The organism is Microcoleus sp. Pol7_A1, assembly GCF_036701085.1.
In the GTDB taxonomy this organism is placed as follows: Bacteria; Cyanobacteriota; Cyanobacteriia; order Cyanobacteriales; family Microcoleaceae; genus Microcoleus; species Microcoleus asticus.
Genome location: NZ_JAUBQD010000014.1, coordinates 45,740 through 62,458, shown reverse-complemented (window position 1 = coordinate 62,458; position 16,719 = coordinate 45,740). Strand labels below are relative to the sequence as shown.

At 42.2% G+C, this 16,719-nt stretch carries 16 protein-coding genes and 1 pseudogene; 2 read left to right on the top strand and 15 right to left on the bottom strand.

Annotated features, from left to right (window positions below):
- Nucleotides 1-5: 5 nt before the first annotated feature.
- The 3 genes from QUA20_RS10920 to QUA20_RS10910 form a co-directional block, all read right to left on the bottom strand.
- A complete protein-coding gene (locus tag QUA20_RS10920; RefSeq protein WP_193974111.1) occupies nt 6-182 on the bottom strand; it encodes a DUF4089 domain-containing protein in 177 nt (58 codons plus the stop codon).
- A gap of 120 nt (nt 183-302) precedes the next feature.
- The gene (locus tag QUA20_RS10915) at nt 303-758 is read right to left on the bottom strand and encodes a KGK domain-containing protein (protein ID WP_333188684.1); all 456 of its coding nucleotides are present in this window, start codon (nt 756-758) and stop codon (nt 303-305) included.
- A gap of 96 nt (nt 759-854) precedes the next feature.
- Complete coding sequence (locus QUA20_RS10910) at nt 855-1,055, bottom strand: hypothetical protein (RefSeq protein ID WP_333188682.1); 201 nt, start codon at nt 1,053-1,055, stop codon at nt 855-857.
- 163 nt (nt 1,056-1,218) lie between these two features.
- Here QUA20_RS10910 and QUA20_RS10905 point away from each other — a divergent pair, with 163 nt between their 5' ends.
- The gene (locus QUA20_RS10905; RefSeq protein WP_333188680.1) at nt 1,219-1,395 is read left to right on the top strand and encodes a hypothetical protein; all 177 of its coding nucleotides are present in this window, start codon (nt 1,219-1,221) and stop codon (nt 1,393-1,395) included.
- Here QUA20_RS10905 and QUA20_RS10900 read toward each other — a convergent pair.
- Nucleotides 1,389-1,838 (bottom strand): annotated as a pseudogene (locus QUA20_RS10900) (IS1 family transposase). The gene QUA20_RS10905 and the pseudogene QUA20_RS10900 sit on opposite strands and share 7 nt — an antisense overlap.
- 213 nt (nt 1,839-2,051) lie before the next feature.
- On the opposite strand from QUA20_RS10900, the gene QUA20_RS10895 reads away from it, so the two are divergent.
- Nucleotides 2,052-2,480, top strand: coding sequence for a hypothetical protein (locus QUA20_RS10895; RefSeq protein ID WP_333188678.1), 429 nt, complete (start codon nt 2,052-2,054; stop codon nt 2,478-2,480).
- 1,196 nt (nt 2,481-3,676) lie between these two features.
- Here the strand turns inward: QUA20_RS10895 and QUA20_RS10890 are convergent.
- The 11 genes from QUA20_RS10890 to QUA20_RS10840 form a co-directional block, all read right to left on the bottom strand.
- Entirely contained in the window at nt 3,677-6,019 is a 2,343-nt protein-coding gene (locus tag QUA20_RS10890; protein WP_333188676.1) for a glycoside hydrolase family 31 protein, read from the bottom strand.
- 125 nt (nt 6,020-6,144) lie between these two features.
- A complete protein-coding gene (locus tag QUA20_RS10885; protein ID WP_333188674.1) occupies nt 6,145-6,987 on the bottom strand; it encodes an HAD-IIB family hydrolase in 843 nt (280 codons plus the stop codon).
- A 75-nt stretch (nt 6,988-7,062) separates the two neighbouring features.
- Nucleotides 7,063-7,818: a 3-oxoacyl-ACP reductase family protein gene (locus QUA20_RS10880; protein WP_333188672.1), complete on the bottom strand. Its 756-nt coding sequence runs from the start codon at nt 7,816-7,818 to the stop codon at nt 7,063-7,065.
- A gap of 53 nt (nt 7,819-7,871) precedes the next feature.
- The gene (locus QUA20_RS10875) at nt 7,872-8,696 is read right to left on the bottom strand and encodes a sugar phosphate isomerase/epimerase family protein (RefSeq protein ID WP_333188670.1); all 825 of its coding nucleotides are present in this window, start codon (nt 8,694-8,696) and stop codon (nt 7,872-7,874) included.
- Between the two features lie 90 nt (nt 8,697-8,786).
- The gene (locus QUA20_RS10870; protein ID WP_333188668.1) at nt 8,787-9,914 is read right to left on the bottom strand and encodes a DegT/DnrJ/EryC1/StrS family aminotransferase; all 1,128 of its coding nucleotides are present in this window, start codon (nt 9,912-9,914) and stop codon (nt 8,787-8,789) included.
- Nucleotides 9,915-9,919: 5 nt separating this feature from the next.
- Nucleotides 9,920-10,342, bottom strand: a complete 423-nt coding sequence (locus tag QUA20_RS10865) for a secondary thiamine-phosphate synthase enzyme YjbQ (protein ID WP_445304664.1) — start codon at nt 10,340-10,342, stop codon at nt 9,920-9,922.
- Between the two features lie 9 nt (nt 10,343-10,351).
- Complete coding sequence (locus QUA20_RS10860) at nt 10,352-11,353, bottom strand: SDR family oxidoreductase (RefSeq protein ID WP_333188666.1); 1,002 nt, start codon at nt 11,351-11,353, stop codon at nt 10,352-10,354.
- A 160-nt stretch (nt 11,354-11,513) separates the two neighbouring features.
- Nucleotides 11,514-12,806 carry a glycosyltransferase family 61 protein gene (locus tag QUA20_RS10855; RefSeq protein ID WP_333188664.1) on the bottom strand — a complete coding sequence of 431 codons (1,293 nt, stop codon included), beginning with the start codon at nt 12,804-12,806 and terminating at the stop codon, nt 11,514-11,516.
- 117 nt (nt 12,807-12,923) lie between these two features.
- The gene (gene gmhB / locus QUA20_RS10850; protein WP_333188662.1) at nt 12,924-13,460 is read right to left on the bottom strand and encodes a D-glycero-beta-D-manno-heptose 1,7-bisphosphate 7-phosphatase; all 537 of its coding nucleotides are present in this window, start codon (nt 13,458-13,460) and stop codon (nt 12,924-12,926) included.
- Nucleotides 13,457-15,361, bottom strand: a complete 1,905-nt coding sequence (locus QUA20_RS10845; protein ID WP_333188660.1) for a transketolase C-terminal domain-containing protein — start codon at nt 15,359-15,361, stop codon at nt 13,457-13,459. The genes gmhB and QUA20_RS10845 overlap by 4 nt, the downstream gene beginning before the upstream one ends.
- Before the next feature lie 145 nt (nt 15,362-15,506).
- A complete protein-coding gene (locus QUA20_RS10840; RefSeq protein WP_333188658.1) occupies nt 15,507-16,712 on the bottom strand; it encodes an acyltransferase in 1,206 nt (401 codons plus the stop codon).
- Nucleotides 16,713-16,719: the final 7 nt, after the last annotated feature.

Here is a 16,719-nt window from a genome sequence, read left to right as displayed (position 1 = left end):
AAAATCTAAGGTTCAAACACCGGCGCGACTTCTACTTCTGGGGGTAAAGGGAATTCAGTAACGAGTCGGGCGATCGCAGCTATCCTCTCGAAGTTTACCACAACACCGGGGCGGTGTTCCGGGTCTAAGGGTAAGTTTATCAGTTCAGCCGTGCGATCGACATATTCTTCTATATTTATCATTAGTCCATCCCCAAAAAACATCAGCGTTCATCCGCCTACATCTGCCCTCATCTGCGGTTGAAAATCTAAGATTCAGATATAAGTGCGATCGATTATTGTATTGTAATCGCGCTCGGGCTGTCAGTGATTATTGCTCAGTTTTTTGTATTCCTCGGATTGTCTGATATCATCTAAAGGCGATTTTGGTTCTAGTGGTTCATCAGGACAAAACTTTATAGATGTCTGCGTTTCCCCAGACTTTAAATTTTTATTAACCTCGATTTGAACCTTTCCTTTTTCCCAACCCTTGGAACCAATTTTGAGAACTTGACAATCTATTCCTTCTTGAGGGGAGTTCCAGCTTATATCCCCTCCCATAATTTTCGTCTCTTCATTAATAGACAGTTCACTCATCCAATCCATCATTTTCCTCGGGCTATATCCCCCCTTTTCTACATAAATCTCAACTATCTTACTAAACTGGCTAGCGGCTAGCTCTTTAAATCGGCGCACCATAAAAGTAGCTTCATGGAATAACAGAACATCCTCATCACCGACTGTCTCATAGTTATTATTGGATTCTATTTTATCCTTCATTTTTTACAAAATTAGGCTGATTCCTATTTAATACCATTTGAAGGTATGTGAGTCAAGGTGGTCAAGAAACAATTTGCGATCATCGCACTTTTCCACTCAAACACTGACAGTTTCCCGCAACTTCTCAACTGCAACATCCAGCGGAGGCAAAGTAAAATCCTCAGCATCCATCAATTCCTTAACCTTCTCAAAAATCTCAACCTTCGCCTCTTCTTGGTCTGTCAGCTTATCATAAAAACAAGGGTCAGTAAACCACTGCTCAAAAGCAAACCTTAACACCCCATTTGGGTCAAGCATAAACTGCCAATACTTAGAAACTCGGTTATCAACTACTTCAAACAGCGGTGCCGGAGTCTGTATGGGATAATAGGTGTAATTATTATTACAAATATAGTACCAAACTATTCCCGTAAGGATTCAGGTCAGAGGGTATTGACAAAGATGATACTGAAGGGAGATTATGAGAATTATGAAAAAAGAGTCGCCTCTCAAACTAGAGAGTGAAATATTGAACCAGTTGGCTACGGAGCAACTGGTAGAGATAATTATTGAGCAGGCGAAGGCTATAGAGCAATTAAAATCGAGAGTAGTAGAACTAGAAAAAAAGGCGTTGCTGAATAGCGGTATGAATTATTGAGGAACCGGAACATCCCAGAATTTCAGATAATGCAGTAACAATCTAATTGAGTGTCTCATTAGTTCTTCTGATTTGGAATAGCATAGTGTCTTGCGATGCAGTCGAGCTCGCGGAGTGTCTAAGCCTTGTGTTTTCCCCTCAACCCGTGTCATGTATGTCTTGCTGACAATCTTGTCGCCGTCTGGAATAAAGCCTGGATAAACCATCCATCAGTGACATAAAAATAGCACTGCCATGCCTGCACAATTGCCCACAACGGTCGAAACGTTTGTGCACGCTCGGTCACCTAAGACCCAGCCTAAGATCCCTTGCTTGAAGTGGTCAACCGCCGTCCACAGCCAGATGCAAGTTTTTTTTGAACCGACAAACGTTTCTAATTCATCTAGCTCACCTACCAGGGGAACAGTCTCTGGTTCGTAAGCATCAGGCAGTAGTTGTCCCACGCGCTTGACCCAAGTAATGACCGTCGTGTGATGCACACGCAATGACCTCGTTCGATACCCCGAAAGCCCATGCCGTTAACATACATTTTCAGGCATTCTCGTTTGACTTCATCTGAGTAGCCTTTCGCTGGTTCGTACCCCTCGATGAACTGGCGACCACAAGCAACACAAATGTGATGAGTGTTTACCTTGTTTTTTCCCATTTTTACGGATATGGGTGCAACCGCATTCTGGGAATTGCATCGTCAATTGACCTCAATTCATACTTCCATTATGCAACGCCAAGGTTGGTATCTTTTGACTAATATCGGCAGTTTAAAACAATCGATCGATACTTTCAAATGTCGCAGTGGGATTGAAGCGATGTTTAAAGATTATAAGACTGGTGGTTATAATTTAGAGAGAAGTCACGCTACTAACCAACGATTAAGCAGTTTAATATTATTAATAGCGCTCGCCTACAGTTGTGCGATAATACAAGGTCAAAAAATCAAGAAAATGGGAGTGCAAAAATATGTAGGTAGGGTAACTGAGTGCGGGCGCTCGATACGTCGTCATAGTAGTTTTTGGATAGGATTGTTGGCGTCAATGTTGGGTAATTGGAATGGAATGCAAGTCAAGATATTATTACTGAATCAATGAGAATTAGGCGCAATAAACTACCGTTTTTTCAGAGGGGTCTAAGGGCTATGTCCTTGATTTTATCAATGTTTAGACTCTTGTTGTCACCCCGTCAACTACCAGGACTTTCACCTACAGTTAGAGTCGATGTCCACATTACTGTGATGCACCTCTCCTTCAGAACCGGACGTGCAACTTTCACCGCATCCGGCTCCTAGCAACCTGTGGGGTATCCCCCGTTCATCAGCCCTTTTCAGGTATTGACTTCCACTAATCATCGTCTTGAATCTTCTGAACATTTGGAGCTTTGTGTTCCCCTTTCGGCTGGACAGTTACAGCCTCAGTCCTTCCAACTTGTTCGCATGAAAGAGCGTTTTCCGTTATTTTTGGCTTATGTTCCGTCTAACTCTTTCTTAGCCTTTTTCCGGGCTTGGGAGCCTGCCCTTCTGCTTCGATACATCCTAGTAGCAATCCCTTTGCTATTATCTACTTGTGGGCAGATTCCAGAACGTTCGTCTAAGCATGGTCTAGTCCATTGCTAGATTTCTCGATTGCCGGGGGCAATTTTATATTCCCCCATCCTACCCATCATCTTCCGTTAGAAGCTTAATCATGGCTCCCCACATAGGTTGTCAGCCCTATGAAGTTGATGACGTTTTTCCTCGTTCCGTTCCTTAGATTGCTTGATACCTTAGGTGTCACCATTTCGTCTACCCTCAACCCTTGGTTATGCAGCTAATGTCTGAAGTCGCTGCGGGTTTTTATTCAGGATAAAGTCGAGATTTTACAGATTCTCGCTTCTCTCTAAGACGCTTTTCTAGGTGCTTCACATTAAGTTCACCGTAGTATCCCCCTATTAGCGCCAGTGTGCTTAATCTGCTTCGGCTCTGATTGCGCCCTGTCTCCAGCTTCACTCTGGTGATTATCCTCGGTGTGGACAGATAAGGAGTCACTTCTAACCTTGAAGGGAGGGACTTACACCCTCATCCAAGGAACAGTTATAAGATTTCAAGGTATTACCTTGACGTTCTCACCGCAGCTTATGAATTAGGCTGCGAACGAGTCGCACTCAGACCGAGAGTACAACTTTTTAGCTTTGTAGCTTTTGGGTTGGATTGAGTATGTACGGGCTAGTTACCGTACATACTCAATCAACAAATAGCACCCCCATCTCCCCGAAAAAAATCGCCCTCTCAATTGCTGACTGGACTGGTATTCTATATTGAAAAAGTCAACTGCTGTGCGGTGCCACGATCGACAAAGCGCTGTTCACCAATGCCGACGAGTTCCACGATAGTTTCACGCCCTGCGGGTAAAAAGCTACCCTCTCGCGATCCAATCTCAACAATAATTTGTTGCCCTTCGGAACGAACTTGATAAGTTGTCGTGCAAAAGGCACCTGTTTTGTACTCAAAAGTATGACCGTCATCCTCATAAAGGGTAAACTGACCTGTGCCTCTCCAGATCCGAAGCGTCAGAGCGTCTAGCGGGCGTTCATCTACGTATTGCATTACTGGTGCCATCGGAATAATCGAGCCTGCACGGACATATAATGGCATCCGCTCTAGTGGTGCGTGGGCTAGGATAGCGATCGGCCCTTCAAAAACCTCGTCACTCCACCAGTCGTACCAGCGACCTTCCGGCAAATAGACGGCACGGTGTTCGACACCTGGACGGTAAATCGGTGCTGCTAGTAACGAAGGGCCAAGCATTATCTGATCGGCGATAGTGAAGGTCTTCGGGTCATTGGGAAAATGATAGAGCAAGGGGCGCAAAATTGGCGCTCCTGTAGTTGCCGCTTCCCAGAAGAGGGTGTATGTGTAGGGCAGCAATTGGTAACGGAGTTCGATGTATTCGCGACAAATTTTTTCAACCTGGTCACCAAATGCCCAAGGTTCGTGCTGTGCTGTAGTTAGCGCCGAGTGACCCCGCATGAACGGGTAAAGCATTCCTAACTGCATCCAACGAGCAAATAATTCCGCCGTCGCATTACCAGCAAACCCTCCAATATCCGTACCCACAAAAGCGACGCCCGATAAACCCAGGTTACAAAGCATCGGGATGGACATCTCCATGTGTTCCCACAAAGATTGATTATCTCCCGTCCATACGGCTGACCAACGTTGAATGCCAGCATATCCGGCGCGGGTTAGGAAGAAAGCACGCTCTCCCGGACGTGACTTTTCCATCCCTTGATAAGATGCCTGTGCCATCATCAACCCGTAGAGGTTGTGAGTTTCTGCATGGTTTGTTTTCTCATCTATAGGGCCCTGCGGAGCATCGAGGGGAAACGTTATTTTGTTACCAGGGTCGCCGAACGGTCGGTCATCAAGTGCGGGTTCGTTCATATCGTTCCAGATACCAGCAACACCGATGTCGGTTAGGCTTTTTTGTAAATTTCCCCACCAGTCCCTGACTTCAGAGCGCATGAAGTCGGGAAAAACGGCTTTATCAGGCCAAACGTAGCCGTGAAACAGTTGACCGTTAGTTTTGCGGATAAAATAGTCGTTCTTAAGTCCCTCGTCAAAGACTTGATAATCGGCTTCTGGGTCGTACTTCACCCCAGGTTCAGAAATTGGCACCACCTTAAAGCCATTCTGCTTGAGATCGTCTACCAATTCTTTCGGGTTAGCGAACCGCTTGGGACTCCAGGTAAAAATCCGGTACCCATTCATGTAGTCGATATCGAAGTGGATGACATCGCAGGGAATCTGGCGCTGACGAAATTCACTAGCTAATTTGCGGATTATATCTTGTGACTCGTAACTCCAGCGACACTGGTGATACCCAAGCGACCATCGAGGCGGCATAGGCATCCGTCCGGTTAGCTGGGTGTAAGTATCGAGAATTTTTGCGGGTTCGGGGCCGTAAATAATGTAATAATCCAGTTCGCTAGCTTGCGTTTCCATCCGCCAGACTCCAGGTTGCTCTGCACCTAGATCGAATCGACTCCAAAATGTGGTGTTGAAGAAAACTCCATACCCCACTCCCGGACGCAACGCCATAAAAAAGGGAATCGCGTGATACATACTGTCTGTAAGAATGCCGAAATCAATGGCATCACTTGTCCAATTAGTTCTCACTTTAGACAGTTGGTCGAGTAAACCAGTGGGTTCGCCGAAGCCATAGAAATGTTCGTCAGCTTCAATTTGTTTCCACCCAGCAGTAGCGCCAGTCCGCCACCCCATCGCCTGGTCTGTATCCTGAGCAAAGGGTTGTCCGGATTTGTCGAAGCATTGGATACGACAAGGATTCTGGTTAACAAGAACGCGAAGCTGTTCTGTCTGAATTTCTACTGCATCTACGGTTTCTCGCACCTCAAACGGCACAGTAGGCCATTCTTCATCTGCTTGTGTGACTGCCCATGACCGATGAGGCAGGAATTGACCAGTTGGCGTCATCCGTACCCGAATTAAGTTTGGTGCAAGCACGCTAATAGCAAGGCAGGGGTCGCCGCATTTGAAAAGGATACGGCGCTGATTCTGTTGTATTGATTGTACTGCTCCCAGGATTGACCAAGGCTGCTCGCTGGTATGCAGTTGCCCGAAGTATTGCGGCATAATCCCTGATTAAAAGATAATTGTTTCCCCAATTGAGATTTACATAAACTACTGGTAAAAAGCTTGTATCTTTAGGCATAGCAAAGATTGAAATTTAACTTTGGCAATAGTCCTAAATTCATAAATTACTTTATAAGTCTTTTTAATACAGACAATATTCCTTTGGTGTACTCATTATCTTCTATTTGAGAATGCAATTTTTTAGCTTCGCTTGTAGCGTTGCCAACTAAATAACCATGTCCAACTGCTTGAAGCATTTCGATATCATTGCCACTTTCACCAAAAGCTATAGAGTTTTGATGGTTTACATTTGTTTGGTTTAAAATAAAATTAACTATATGTTTTTTCCCTGTTCCTGAAGGGATAAAATCGACATCATAGCAATTTTGGGGATCTCCAACTAATGGATTACATTGACTAATATTTACTTTAATCCCAGCATTTTTAGCTAAATATTTGATTTTTAAAATCGCCTGTCTATCAAGTTGTTTGTTTTGTTGATAGTAATAGTAATTTTTTAAAAAATGAGAATCTGCTATTTGAGGTTGTGGTGTCAGATTTATTCCATCTAATTTCAAAATATTAACTAAATTATTAACTAACTTATCTGAAAACCCACTTTTTCTGAGATGGCTTTCCCATGTTTCATCTTTTTCACCGTAGTGTTTTTCATTGAAGTATATCAGTTCTGTACCTAAACTACTGGCAATAAAATGAGGTAATAATCTTAACTCATATCTACTCATTTTAGAGAAGACTGAAGTTATACTGCTGCCAGTAACCCAACCAAAAATAATTTGTTTTTCATGAGAGTTGTTTAGTAAATACTCCTCAAGTTCTTTTTGCTCGTTTTGATGACACTCTTTGTTTTCGTGAGCAAGATAAGTTTCATCAAAATCTGTAAAAACAACGTATTTTGGTTTTGTCACTGGAGGTAAGAGCTTTGTCTTATGTTCGGAATATTTCATATCAAGCCTCGACAATCTTATTTGTGCTTCTATTAGGAGTTGGCTATGAATTCTTTAGTGTCAAAAAATCTGGATTTACATCAGAGATATACCACCATTGATACACAAATACTGTCCAGTAACAAATTGGGACTCTTGACTAGCGAAGTAAAGCACTGCTTCCGCAATATCCTGTGGGGTGCCAAAACGCTGCATGGGAACTCTTGCTTGGTAAGCATCCTTTTTCTCCTGAGTGGTAGTCTCGTGACGTTCTACAGGAATCCACCCTGGAGCGATCGCATTTACTGTGATGCCAAATGGAGCAAGTTCGGTGGCCATGCTGCGGGTGAACCCGATTTGCCCGCCTTTAGCGGTAACATAAGCGCTGAAGTTGTTGACTGTCCGAAAAAAAACATCGCTACTGATATTGATAATTCGTCCCCATTGTTTCTCCTTCATTCCGGGTAAGCAAGCACGGGTGAGCAAGAAAGGACTCTTGATAAAAAAGTCGATCATTGTCTGGAAATCTTGCCAAGTGTACTCTTCAAAGGGTATTTGGGGCTGATTTCCGGTTGCATTCAGGACTAAAATATCTACAGATCCTAACTGTGTAGCGATCGCTTCGTAAATCGCTGTCACATCTTCTTCATTGGTTACATCACCCTTGACGAGGACAGCCTCACAGCCAAGGTCTCGTAACTCTGCCAGCGCACTTTCTGCACGCGATACATTGTTGTTGTAGTTGAGGGCGACTTTAGCACCCGCTAAACCTAGCCTCAAGGCGATCGCTTTCCCCAACCCAGCACTGCTTCCTGTGACTAAGGCAACGTGTCCATCTAAAGAAAATGACATTTAATCGAGTATCCTCTTATAAAAATTAGAAATCAGGTGACTGAGAACAGGAATCAAAACTCTTGTAACAATTTGCACAAATAATCCAAACTCTCTTTAGTGCCATGCTGAACATCTGCTGGTTCTTCGTACTCAACTGCCCAGTATCCTCGATAACCTGCATTCAATAGTTCTGTGATAATAGGTTCCCAAACGATTTCTCCCTTTCCAAAAGCACAGAAATGGGGTCTGCCATTAGCCCATGTGACATCTTTCCAATGACTGTAGTTTACCCAAGGAAGGATGTAGCGTAGTGCCATCAGAGGATCTGTCCCCTGGTTCAAAAAGTTAGCAGGATCGTAGTTGACTCCAACAACAGGACTCTTGATGCCTTCCATAATCTTGGCAACTCGCTGCCCTGTTGCTGTTGGACCACCGTGATTTTCAATGGTTATTTTAATACCCTGTTCTTCGGCGTAATTACCAATTTGGTTAAAAGCATAGTGAAGCCGAGTAAAAACCTCTGGCGGAACGTTATCGTTTCTATGACTACCAGATAATAAGCGGACGAATTTTGCCCCCAGTTGTTTAGCTATGTCAATAAAACGCTGTACTCTTTGAATCTCTTTTTCGAGAGCTATTTCGTCGGGAATAGTGAAATCATTTCGTGCGGCTATACAGATGATATCTACTCCGGCTTCCTCTGCCCAAGTAGCAATCTTGGCGACTGATTCGTCGTTACCACTATCTAGAAGATGTTTGGGTGCTTGTGGATGAGCATTGACTTCTACTGAGCGAATGCCTTGGTTGGCTATCCAGTGAAAATATTCCGGTATTTCTAGTTCTCTCCAGCCCCAAGCTGCACAGGCAATGTTTGATGAGTTGATGTTATTCGGCATATTTAAACCTCCTGATACGACTGTTTTAAACGTTAGGAATGCCAGATTGGATTATATCATTATTTGCGATAAGTTTTTCAAACCTACACATTACACATATTGATAGAACAATTTAATGTTCTGACAGACTTCATCAAGTTGAGCAACTGTTAATTCTGGATAAATAGGTAAACTCAAAATTTGATTAGACTGCATCTCTGCAACCGGAAAACTGCCTTCTGCGTATCCTAATTCTTTGCCTGCTGTAGACAAATGAATTGGTACGGGATAGTGAATTGCCGTGCCAATACCGCGCTCGCTCAAAAATTGGCGCAATTCATCGCGCCGTTTAGCTTGGATGACGAAGGTGTGGTACACGCATTTTTCCCGCTCACGTTCTGACGGGATTTGGATCTGAGGAATGCCAGCAAGTTGAGTTTGGTAATAGCGAGCATTTTCCCGGCGTCGCTGTGTCCATTCTTGGAGGTAGCGCAATTTGACTAAAAGAATTGCTGCTTGTAAAGTATCTAAACGGGAATTGTGAGACCATAAAACACAGTCATCGCGACTACGCAAGCCAATATTACGCATTATTTTCAGCTTGTCGTGCAGTTCTGGATTATCTGTAACTAACACTCCCCCATCTCCACAAGCATTTAAGTTTTTGAGTGGATGTAAGCTAAAACAGCCCACTGTTCCAAAAGAACCCACTGGCTGACCTTTATACTCAGCCAGTACAGCTTGAGCAGCATCTTCCACTACGGCTATTCCTTTTTCTTGAGCAAGTGTTAAAATTGGCTCCATATCGCAAGGTCGCCCTGTAAGATGGACTGGGAGAATTGCCTTGGTCTTAGGGGTAATGACAGATGAAATTTGGCTGGGATCAATATTGTAATCATCGCCCACATCAACGAATACAGGTCTAGCTCCAAGCACGCGAATACAGCTAGCTGAAGCCACAAAAGAATTAGGAACAGTAATAACTTCATCACCGGAACGAATACCAATTGCTTTGAGTGCGAAAATTAAAGCATCTGTCCCAGAATTTACGCCAATGGCATAACGAACACCGCACAATTGAGCAAACTGACGCTCAAACTCAGCAACTTGCTCGCCTAAAATAAAGTTCCCCTCATCGATGACTTCGCCAATTTCTGCCAGCAACTCAGACTTGAGAGAAGCGTGTTGACTTTTGAGATTGACAAAGGGAATTTGATTAATCGTTAATTGTTTTTGCACTTTATTTAATATCCCAAAATGTTGATAATCACTTCACGAGAATGACCAGACTGGCGATGTTCCCAAATATAGATGTCTTGCAACTTACCCATAAGTAAAAGACCTTCACCAACGGGAATTTGTTCGGAAGTGTTGGTGAGGGCGGCTCGAATATGGGCAGGCATATCGTCTAAACCCTCTCCTGCTAAGAGATATTGACCTGTTTCTGGAACTAATTTGGCAAAAAATGCTTCTACATCCGGTCGCGCATCATTCTCCTGAATCAGTAAACTGGCTGAAGTATGACGCAGGAAAAGAGTACAAAGCCCTGCTTGAATTCCCGATTCTGTGACGATCGCTTGCACTTGGGGTGTAATTTGACAGAGCGATTTACCAGTAGTTTGTACCTGAATCGCTTGTTGGTAAAGTCTTATGGATGCGTTTGTCATGTTAATTCCTTAACCTAGATGCTCAAACCAGGATTTTGTCTCTTGCTCAATCGCTCCCGCTGTCCAGACTGGAGCATCTCGCCAGAGTTCAATATTTGCTAACATCTCAGCTACCCCTTGACTCAAGGTTACTTGAGGTTGCCATCCTAAAAGAGTCGTAGCCTTGGTAATATCTGCCCAAGTACAATCGGGTTCTCCTGGACGTTTGGGGATATGGACGATCGGGCCTTCTAATAATTGAACGAGTCTCAAAACGCTTTCAGATTGACCGGAACCAATGTTGATAATTTCGCTTATAATATCAGATTGAGCAGCTTTGACAAACGCTTCTACTACATCGCTGACAAAGGTAAAGTCTCTAGTTTGACTCCCATCGCCCACGACAGTGAAAGGTGTTCCGGCTAGTTTCTGAGCCAAAAATACGCCAAATACCGCACCATACGCGCCAGTCGTGCGCGATCGCGGCCCATAAACGTTAAATAGTCGTAATGAAAGGGCTGGAAGTTTATAAACTTGCGCCCAATGCATGACGAGTTGTTCCCCCATATATTTAGTCAATCCGTAGGGGTGTTTGGGATGGCAGGGATATGTTTCTGGTGTTGGATATTGGTCAGGAATGCCGTAGCAGGTAGAGGAAGCTGTGTAAATAAACCTCTCGATTTGAGCAGTACGGCAAGCTTCTAAAAGAGCGAAGGTACTATGTAAGTTGGAATGATAGTAGTCTCCTGGATTTTGGATTGAGGGAACTAAATCAGCTAATCCTGCTAAATGAAATACCCAATCTATGTCTGCTAGGGTGGGAGCGGAAATATTGGCTATATCCTGCTCAAAAAAAGTAAAATTTTTATAGGTTTGAGCTACTTTTAGATTAGCAGTTCGCCCTGTAACCAGATTATCCAAACCAACAACACTATGACCGGATTTTAGGAGGCGATCGCACAAGTGACTGCCAATAAACCCAGCAGCACCAGTCACTAAGCAACGTTTAGGAGAATTCACTTGACTGTTCATTCAAAGCTTGATATTCTAATCTGTTAAAACGTTTATTAGTATAACACACTTTTGTCTCACCAATTCAATTTATATCTTCTAAATGTATTTTTGTATTGTACTGTTCTGAATCGCCTGTATCGGTTGGTTTTTTCTGTCATCAAATAGGACAGCTATATAACTATAACTTTTTGTTTGACATTTTATAAATGAGTTTAGTTAATTCTTCGCAGTCAACAATAATATTCTCGTTATTTGTTTCACAAAAGAGACATCCGTAATTAAATCCTAAGCCTTGAGCTATAGTATAGAAAAAATGACTAATTTTTTGACCAAATATTTCAATGATAGTTGCCTTATGAGAGAAAATCATATTTGTTAATCCGGCTCCATGAGGAGCAACAATAATTTTGGCTTGGGAAAAAATTTTTACCTGATCTTGCCAATCTATATCTTCAAGAACATAAGTAACAAAATCCATTTTTGCTAAAGTTTCTATTACTTCTTCTTCATTAATAATGCGTCGAGCATTTGTTTGACGGCGAGAAAGAAAAACGTTTGGACTCAAAGGAATTTTTGAAATCGCATAACTATCTATATTACCAAGAATACGTTCTTTTACCCAAGAACAAGCTTTGATTGAAACTCGGCCTTCTTCCCGCCGCTTAGAGCAAATAACTAATTCGTTAATCTTAGCTCTATATCCATTCCATTGAATACAATTTTCTACCCGATAACCCATCAATTCTAAAGATTTAATTTTCCAATATGGAGGGTTTTTATCAATTATTAATAATGGTTTTTTGCCTGTCTTTTTAGAATAATATTCTAGGGCTTCTAGCCGAGTTAATCCCTCAGAAATCCAATGAGCGTACAAGCGACTCCAATAATTAACTAATGAACAAGCTAAATCAATATGTTCTGGATCAGAGATAGGTCTAATATATTGGAAATTAAAACCTTGCTTAAGTGTTGAAATGACACTGTGTTCTAAACAGTCTACTCTGTCTAAAGCTGTTTCTAATATAATCTTTCTATCTTCAGAGAACCCAATAGCATCAATCCCAAACAGTTCAACATTTTTAACTTCAGTAGCAAAAGGAACGGTAAATTTAAAAATTCCTTCTTTTTCTTTTAATACACTGGGTATTGGTTGATAACTGATAGGTTGTTGAATTTCAACAGTCTCATCATACTTTAATCGATATAAATTATGGTTATTCTCGGAGGATTCTATCAACTCTGACCTTCTAATTAAATGTTTATTAATATAATTAAACAAAAATAAATAGATCAACTTGAGAGCAGCTATTTGTTGATATTCATCTTCAAATTTAGGAAGATTATTTTCCCTTTTACCTTGCTCCATTGCTTCAGTTGTTGTGAGAAGATGAGCATCGATAAAATTTAATAATATAGGATATATTATTTTGATAATCAGCAAATGTTTAAGACTGCTCCCAACTCTGTTCATCTATTTATATGCCCCTCGTTTATATTGCCAATTAAAAAGTATTTTTTTTCATGTCTTTAAGAAGAAACTTCCGGGGATTTTCTCAATAATTAATAAACAGATTTACCTCCAATATTTTTAAACAAAATACTTTAGTTGGGCTAAGTTGTCCAGCCGAGCCGAAACCTCTATCTCTTCTTGAGCAACAACTTCTTTGCTCAGCCAATAAAATCTACCGACCCCTGCCGATTTGGCAGCTTGCATATCCGATATTTTATCACCAATCATCATTGACCTTTTAAGATCTATTGGATATTTCCGGCAAGCCTGTTCAATCATTCCTGGGGACGGTTTACGACACCTACAGTTCCTGCAATAATTAGGTATAGCAGCTTGGGGGTGATGTGGGCAATAAAAGATATCCAGCAATGGCACGCCTTGTCTGGTAAACTGCTCGCACATCCATTCACTCAGGTCTAAAAAGTCCTGTTCGGAATAATAACCGCGGGCAATACCCGACTGATTAGTAATTACAATCAGCTCGTAACCCAAATTATGCAGTAGACGACAGACTGTAAACACGCCCTCGATAAACTCAAACTGCTCGCGAATCGCAACATACCCATAATCAACATTGATAACACCATCCCGATCGAGAAAAGCTACTTTGATCACCTCGCTAAGTCCTTGACTTTGTTCATAATCCCAATAGCATCAATACCTTGATGAGGTAATTGCTCCCATACTCCACTCGAACCTTCTTGATGAGTACCCATATAGGCATATTTGGGAGAAAAACCGCGCTCTAGTAACCAGGACCCAAATCGAATTCCTAGCCCTGTGCGACGATTTAACGATTCAACGACCAAGACAAAGGGTGTGGAGCCAATTTTTGCCATGATGTCTTCATCAACCAGATTCAGCGTTGGCTTGTTGATTAGCCCTACATCAATTCCTGCTTGCTTGAGATTTTCCACCACCTCAAGAGCGCGGTAAATTACTTCACCAAAGCTGACTATGTATCCTGCTGTACCCTCACGTACAACGTCATCCTTTCCGGGAACAAAGGTATAGCCGTCTCCATACAGAGGTTTGCCATCAGCATCCAAGATATCGGGGACTGGGGAACGACTGGAAAAGATAAACCGTAAACCAGGTTGATGAAACACAGTCTCCACACAGGCTTTCATTTGACCGCCATCTACTGGATAATAAAGACGGGTTTCGTAGCCATCATCTAGCCCGTTATCTGCAAACATATTATTCAAACCAAAATGGCAGCTATTATCTGCTATTTCATCTATACCACTATGGGAAAATTGGCACAGAACGTTGGATTTATTCAGCCGCGCCATTGTGATTTCTGAAATGCACATTTCTAAAAAGGCGCTATAGGTGCTGAAAATCCCCTGTTTTCCTTCCTCCATGCCAAATCCCGCCGCCGCTGCGAAATTTCCTCGCTCCATGATGCCACCGCGATAGAAAATCTCTGGATAGGCTTGACTAATTTTGTTAATCCCACAGGACTCTCCCAAATCACTGTCGATGCACATCACATTTTCTTGGCGTTCTGCGGGAGTCATGGAACCTAGAATTGAAACGACGGTGGCATCGAAGACATGGCGAGTTTTACTGCTAGAACCTGTAAAGGTGTAGGTTGGTTTGAGTGGAACAATTCCTTTGAGATAATTAACGGCTTGAGTGTGTCCGCGAGTTTCCAGATAAGCGATCGCCAAATCCAACCCCAGAGCATCATGACCGAGGGGCGTACCCTCTACCCCGCTAATACCAGGACACATCTGGCGTTTATTCACAACCGCTACGGGACCGTCTGTGGTAGCTGCTTCACACAAACGACGATACAAATCATCCAGGTCTTCGCCTTCTCCTGTTAGTACAGTTAGCCCATGTCCAGCTAAGGTTTGACTGACATTAAAACCTGGTAAATAATCTGAAGGGTATCCACTACAGGTAGAATTGTTATCGTCAACAATTAACTTGACATTGAGATTTTTGGCTACAGCTAAACGTGCTGCTTCGGCATTATTTCCTTCTTGCTGTGACCCATCTGATCCCAGACAAAAGACTACCCGATTCGGATTGGCGATCGCTACTCCATTCACATAAGGCCACATATGTCCCAATCTCCCAGCACTAAATTTCACCCCAGGAGTGCGTCCCCGTTCTGGATGAGCAAGAAGTTTGGAATAGGGTTCTCGATAGTGCAGCAGATTTTCAGCATCAAGATCGCCGAGTAGAGTCGCCATGAGATATTGTGTGGCAACTCGGTGTCCGGCTTCATCGAAGAAAATCGGTACAAACTTATCTGGTACTCCCCGAAAGAAGGCATCTAGAATCATAACTTCGGGAACTGTATCATAAGCCCCTCCTGTATGACCGCCTACGCCTTTTGCTGCTGCTATGGCAGTAAAAAAAACAATCGTGTCTCGGCAAAGTTGAATATTAGAATGAAGTGTTTCTCGCTGGTCGTTAGTCAGTGTTGAATTAGTCGGGTCTAATTTCAACGGCTTGTAAGCATCTAAGTCAATAGGAAAGCGGAGGGTTGTAACAGTCATTGATTTTCGTTCCTTATACTATTTTGGATTTGGAATTTGAGATTGTCGTAATCATTTTTCAAACCTGACTGAATTTGAATCGAAAATTTTTTAATCAATAATTTTAAACTCTTACTCTTTGGGACTAGGTGACTCTGCCATATTCTTAATCAGCAACGCTAGAAATTAAGTTAACTTCCCGCTTTGACGGAAAATAAGACTTGAGCCTCAGAATAGGCTGCTCTAAACAATACCAACTCACAATTGAAATAACTAATGTCAATACTCCACCAACTAAAAAACTAGCTAAATGTCCTAGGATAAAAGACTCACCAACGTATTCATAAATCCTGTCACGCAGCATCCACAAAATGGGGAAATGATAAACGTATAAACCGTAGCTAATAGTGCCTAATTGTTGTAGCGGCAACCAACTTAGGCATCTGACTAAAAGGCTATTTTCTGATTGTGTAACTGACAAAATTAACAGTGAACTAAAGAAAATAGCTATTATAGAAAAGCCGATTGACTGAACTACTGGATTAAATGGCTCAAGTCCTCCTTGAGTTATAACTATGATGCTCAAACTAATCCCACTCACAATCACCAATATCGGCGACATCCATAGTAGCCGAGGAAGTGTGCGCTCTGAGCGCATCCACAAAGCTATCAAAGAACCCATGGCTAGCGTATCTACACGACAGAGAGGATTAAAGTATATACTCAGAGCAAGGGTAGGAGTTAAGAGAGGGGTCAATAACAACCAACTGCGAAAAAAGACCGCAGACAAAATAACTATTCCCAAAAACCAGCTTAACAGTCGGCGAGGAAGAATATAAATTAACGCCGGACAGATAAGATAGAATTGTTCCTCAACGGCTAAACTCCAAAAATGATCGAGTGGCCCACGGTCAAAGACTCCTTGAACGATCCATTTCCAGTTTTCTAGGTAAAACCAATACCAAATTTGGGAACTATCTAAATTATTTTCATATTCATAACTCCGAATAAGCGGATGTATTACTCCTAAAAAAATGGTCAAAAAAACATAATAAACTGGAAAAATTCTGAGCATTCGTCTGGCATAGAAATTTATGAAAAATGTCTCTTGTTCGCGGGTGTCAAGGACGATTCCTGTAATCAGAAACCCAGAAAGAACAAAAAAAGCATCGACCCCACACCAACCTAAGCTCATCAGGGTTTTGTAAAAAGAGTCCGCAAATTCAATATGTTCAGATGCAACATATGAAATACAATGGTACAGAAAAACTAACAAAATAGCTATGCCACGATAGCCATTCAATACTGGCATATAGCCCCGTAGCATACTAGACACTTTTTCTGGGTCAGGGGATGATTCTAATTTTAACATTCAGGAA

What these genes read in the sequence shown, in the direction of transcription:
- QUA20_RS10920 (WP_193974111.1), bottom strand. Translation starts at nt 182, where the DNA reads ATGATAAATATAGAAGAATATGTCGATCGCACGGCTGAACTGATAAAC.
- QUA20_RS10915 (WP_333188684.1), bottom strand. Translation starts at nt 758, where the DNA reads ATGAAGGATAAAATAGAATCCAATAATAACTATGAGACAGTCGGTGAT.
- QUA20_RS10910 (WP_333188682.1), bottom strand. Translation starts at nt 1,055, where the DNA reads ATGCTTGACCCAAATGGGGTGTTAAGGTTTGCTTTTGAGCAGTGGTTT.
- QUA20_RS10905 (WP_333188680.1), top strand. Translation starts at nt 1,219, where the DNA reads ATGAGAATTATGAAAAAAGAGTCGCCTCTCAAACTAGAGAGTGAAATA.
- QUA20_RS10895 (WP_333188678.1), top strand. Translation starts at nt 2,052, where the DNA reads ATGGGTGCAACCGCATTCTGGGAATTGCATCGTCAATTGACCTCAATT.
- QUA20_RS10890 (WP_333188676.1), bottom strand. Translation starts at nt 6,019, where the DNA reads ATGCCGCAATACTTCGGGCAACTGCATACCAGCGAGCAGCCTTGGTCA.
- QUA20_RS10885 (WP_333188674.1), bottom strand. Translation starts at nt 6,987, where the DNA reads ATGAAATATTCCGAACATAAGACAAAGCTCTTACCTCCAGTGACAAAA.
- QUA20_RS10880 (WP_333188672.1), bottom strand. Translation starts at nt 7,818, where the DNA reads ATGTCATTTTCTTTAGATGGACACGTTGCCTTAGTCACAGGAAGCAGT.
- QUA20_RS10875 (WP_333188670.1), bottom strand. Translation starts at nt 8,696, where the DNA reads ATGCCGAATAACATCAACTCATCAAACATTGCCTGTGCAGCTTGGGGC.
- QUA20_RS10865 (WP_445304664.1), bottom strand. Translation starts at nt 10,342, where the DNA reads ATGACAAACGCATCCATAAGACTTTACCAACAAGCGATTCAGGTACAA.
- QUA20_RS10860 (WP_333188666.1), bottom strand. Translation starts at nt 11,353, where the DNA reads ATGAACAGTCAAGTGAATTCTCCTAAACGTTGCTTAGTGACTGGTGCT.
- QUA20_RS10855 (WP_333188664.1), bottom strand. Translation starts at nt 12,806, where the DNA reads ATGAACAGAGTTGGGAGCAGTCTTAAACATTTGCTGATTATCAAAATA.
- QUA20_RS10845 (WP_333188660.1), bottom strand. Translation starts at nt 15,361, where the DNA reads ATGACTGTTACAACCCTCCGCTTTCCTATTGACTTAGATGCTTACAAG.
- QUA20_RS10840 (WP_333188658.1), bottom strand. Translation starts at nt 16,712, where the DNA reads ATGTTAAAATTAGAATCATCCCCTGACCCAGAAAAAGTGTCTAGTATG.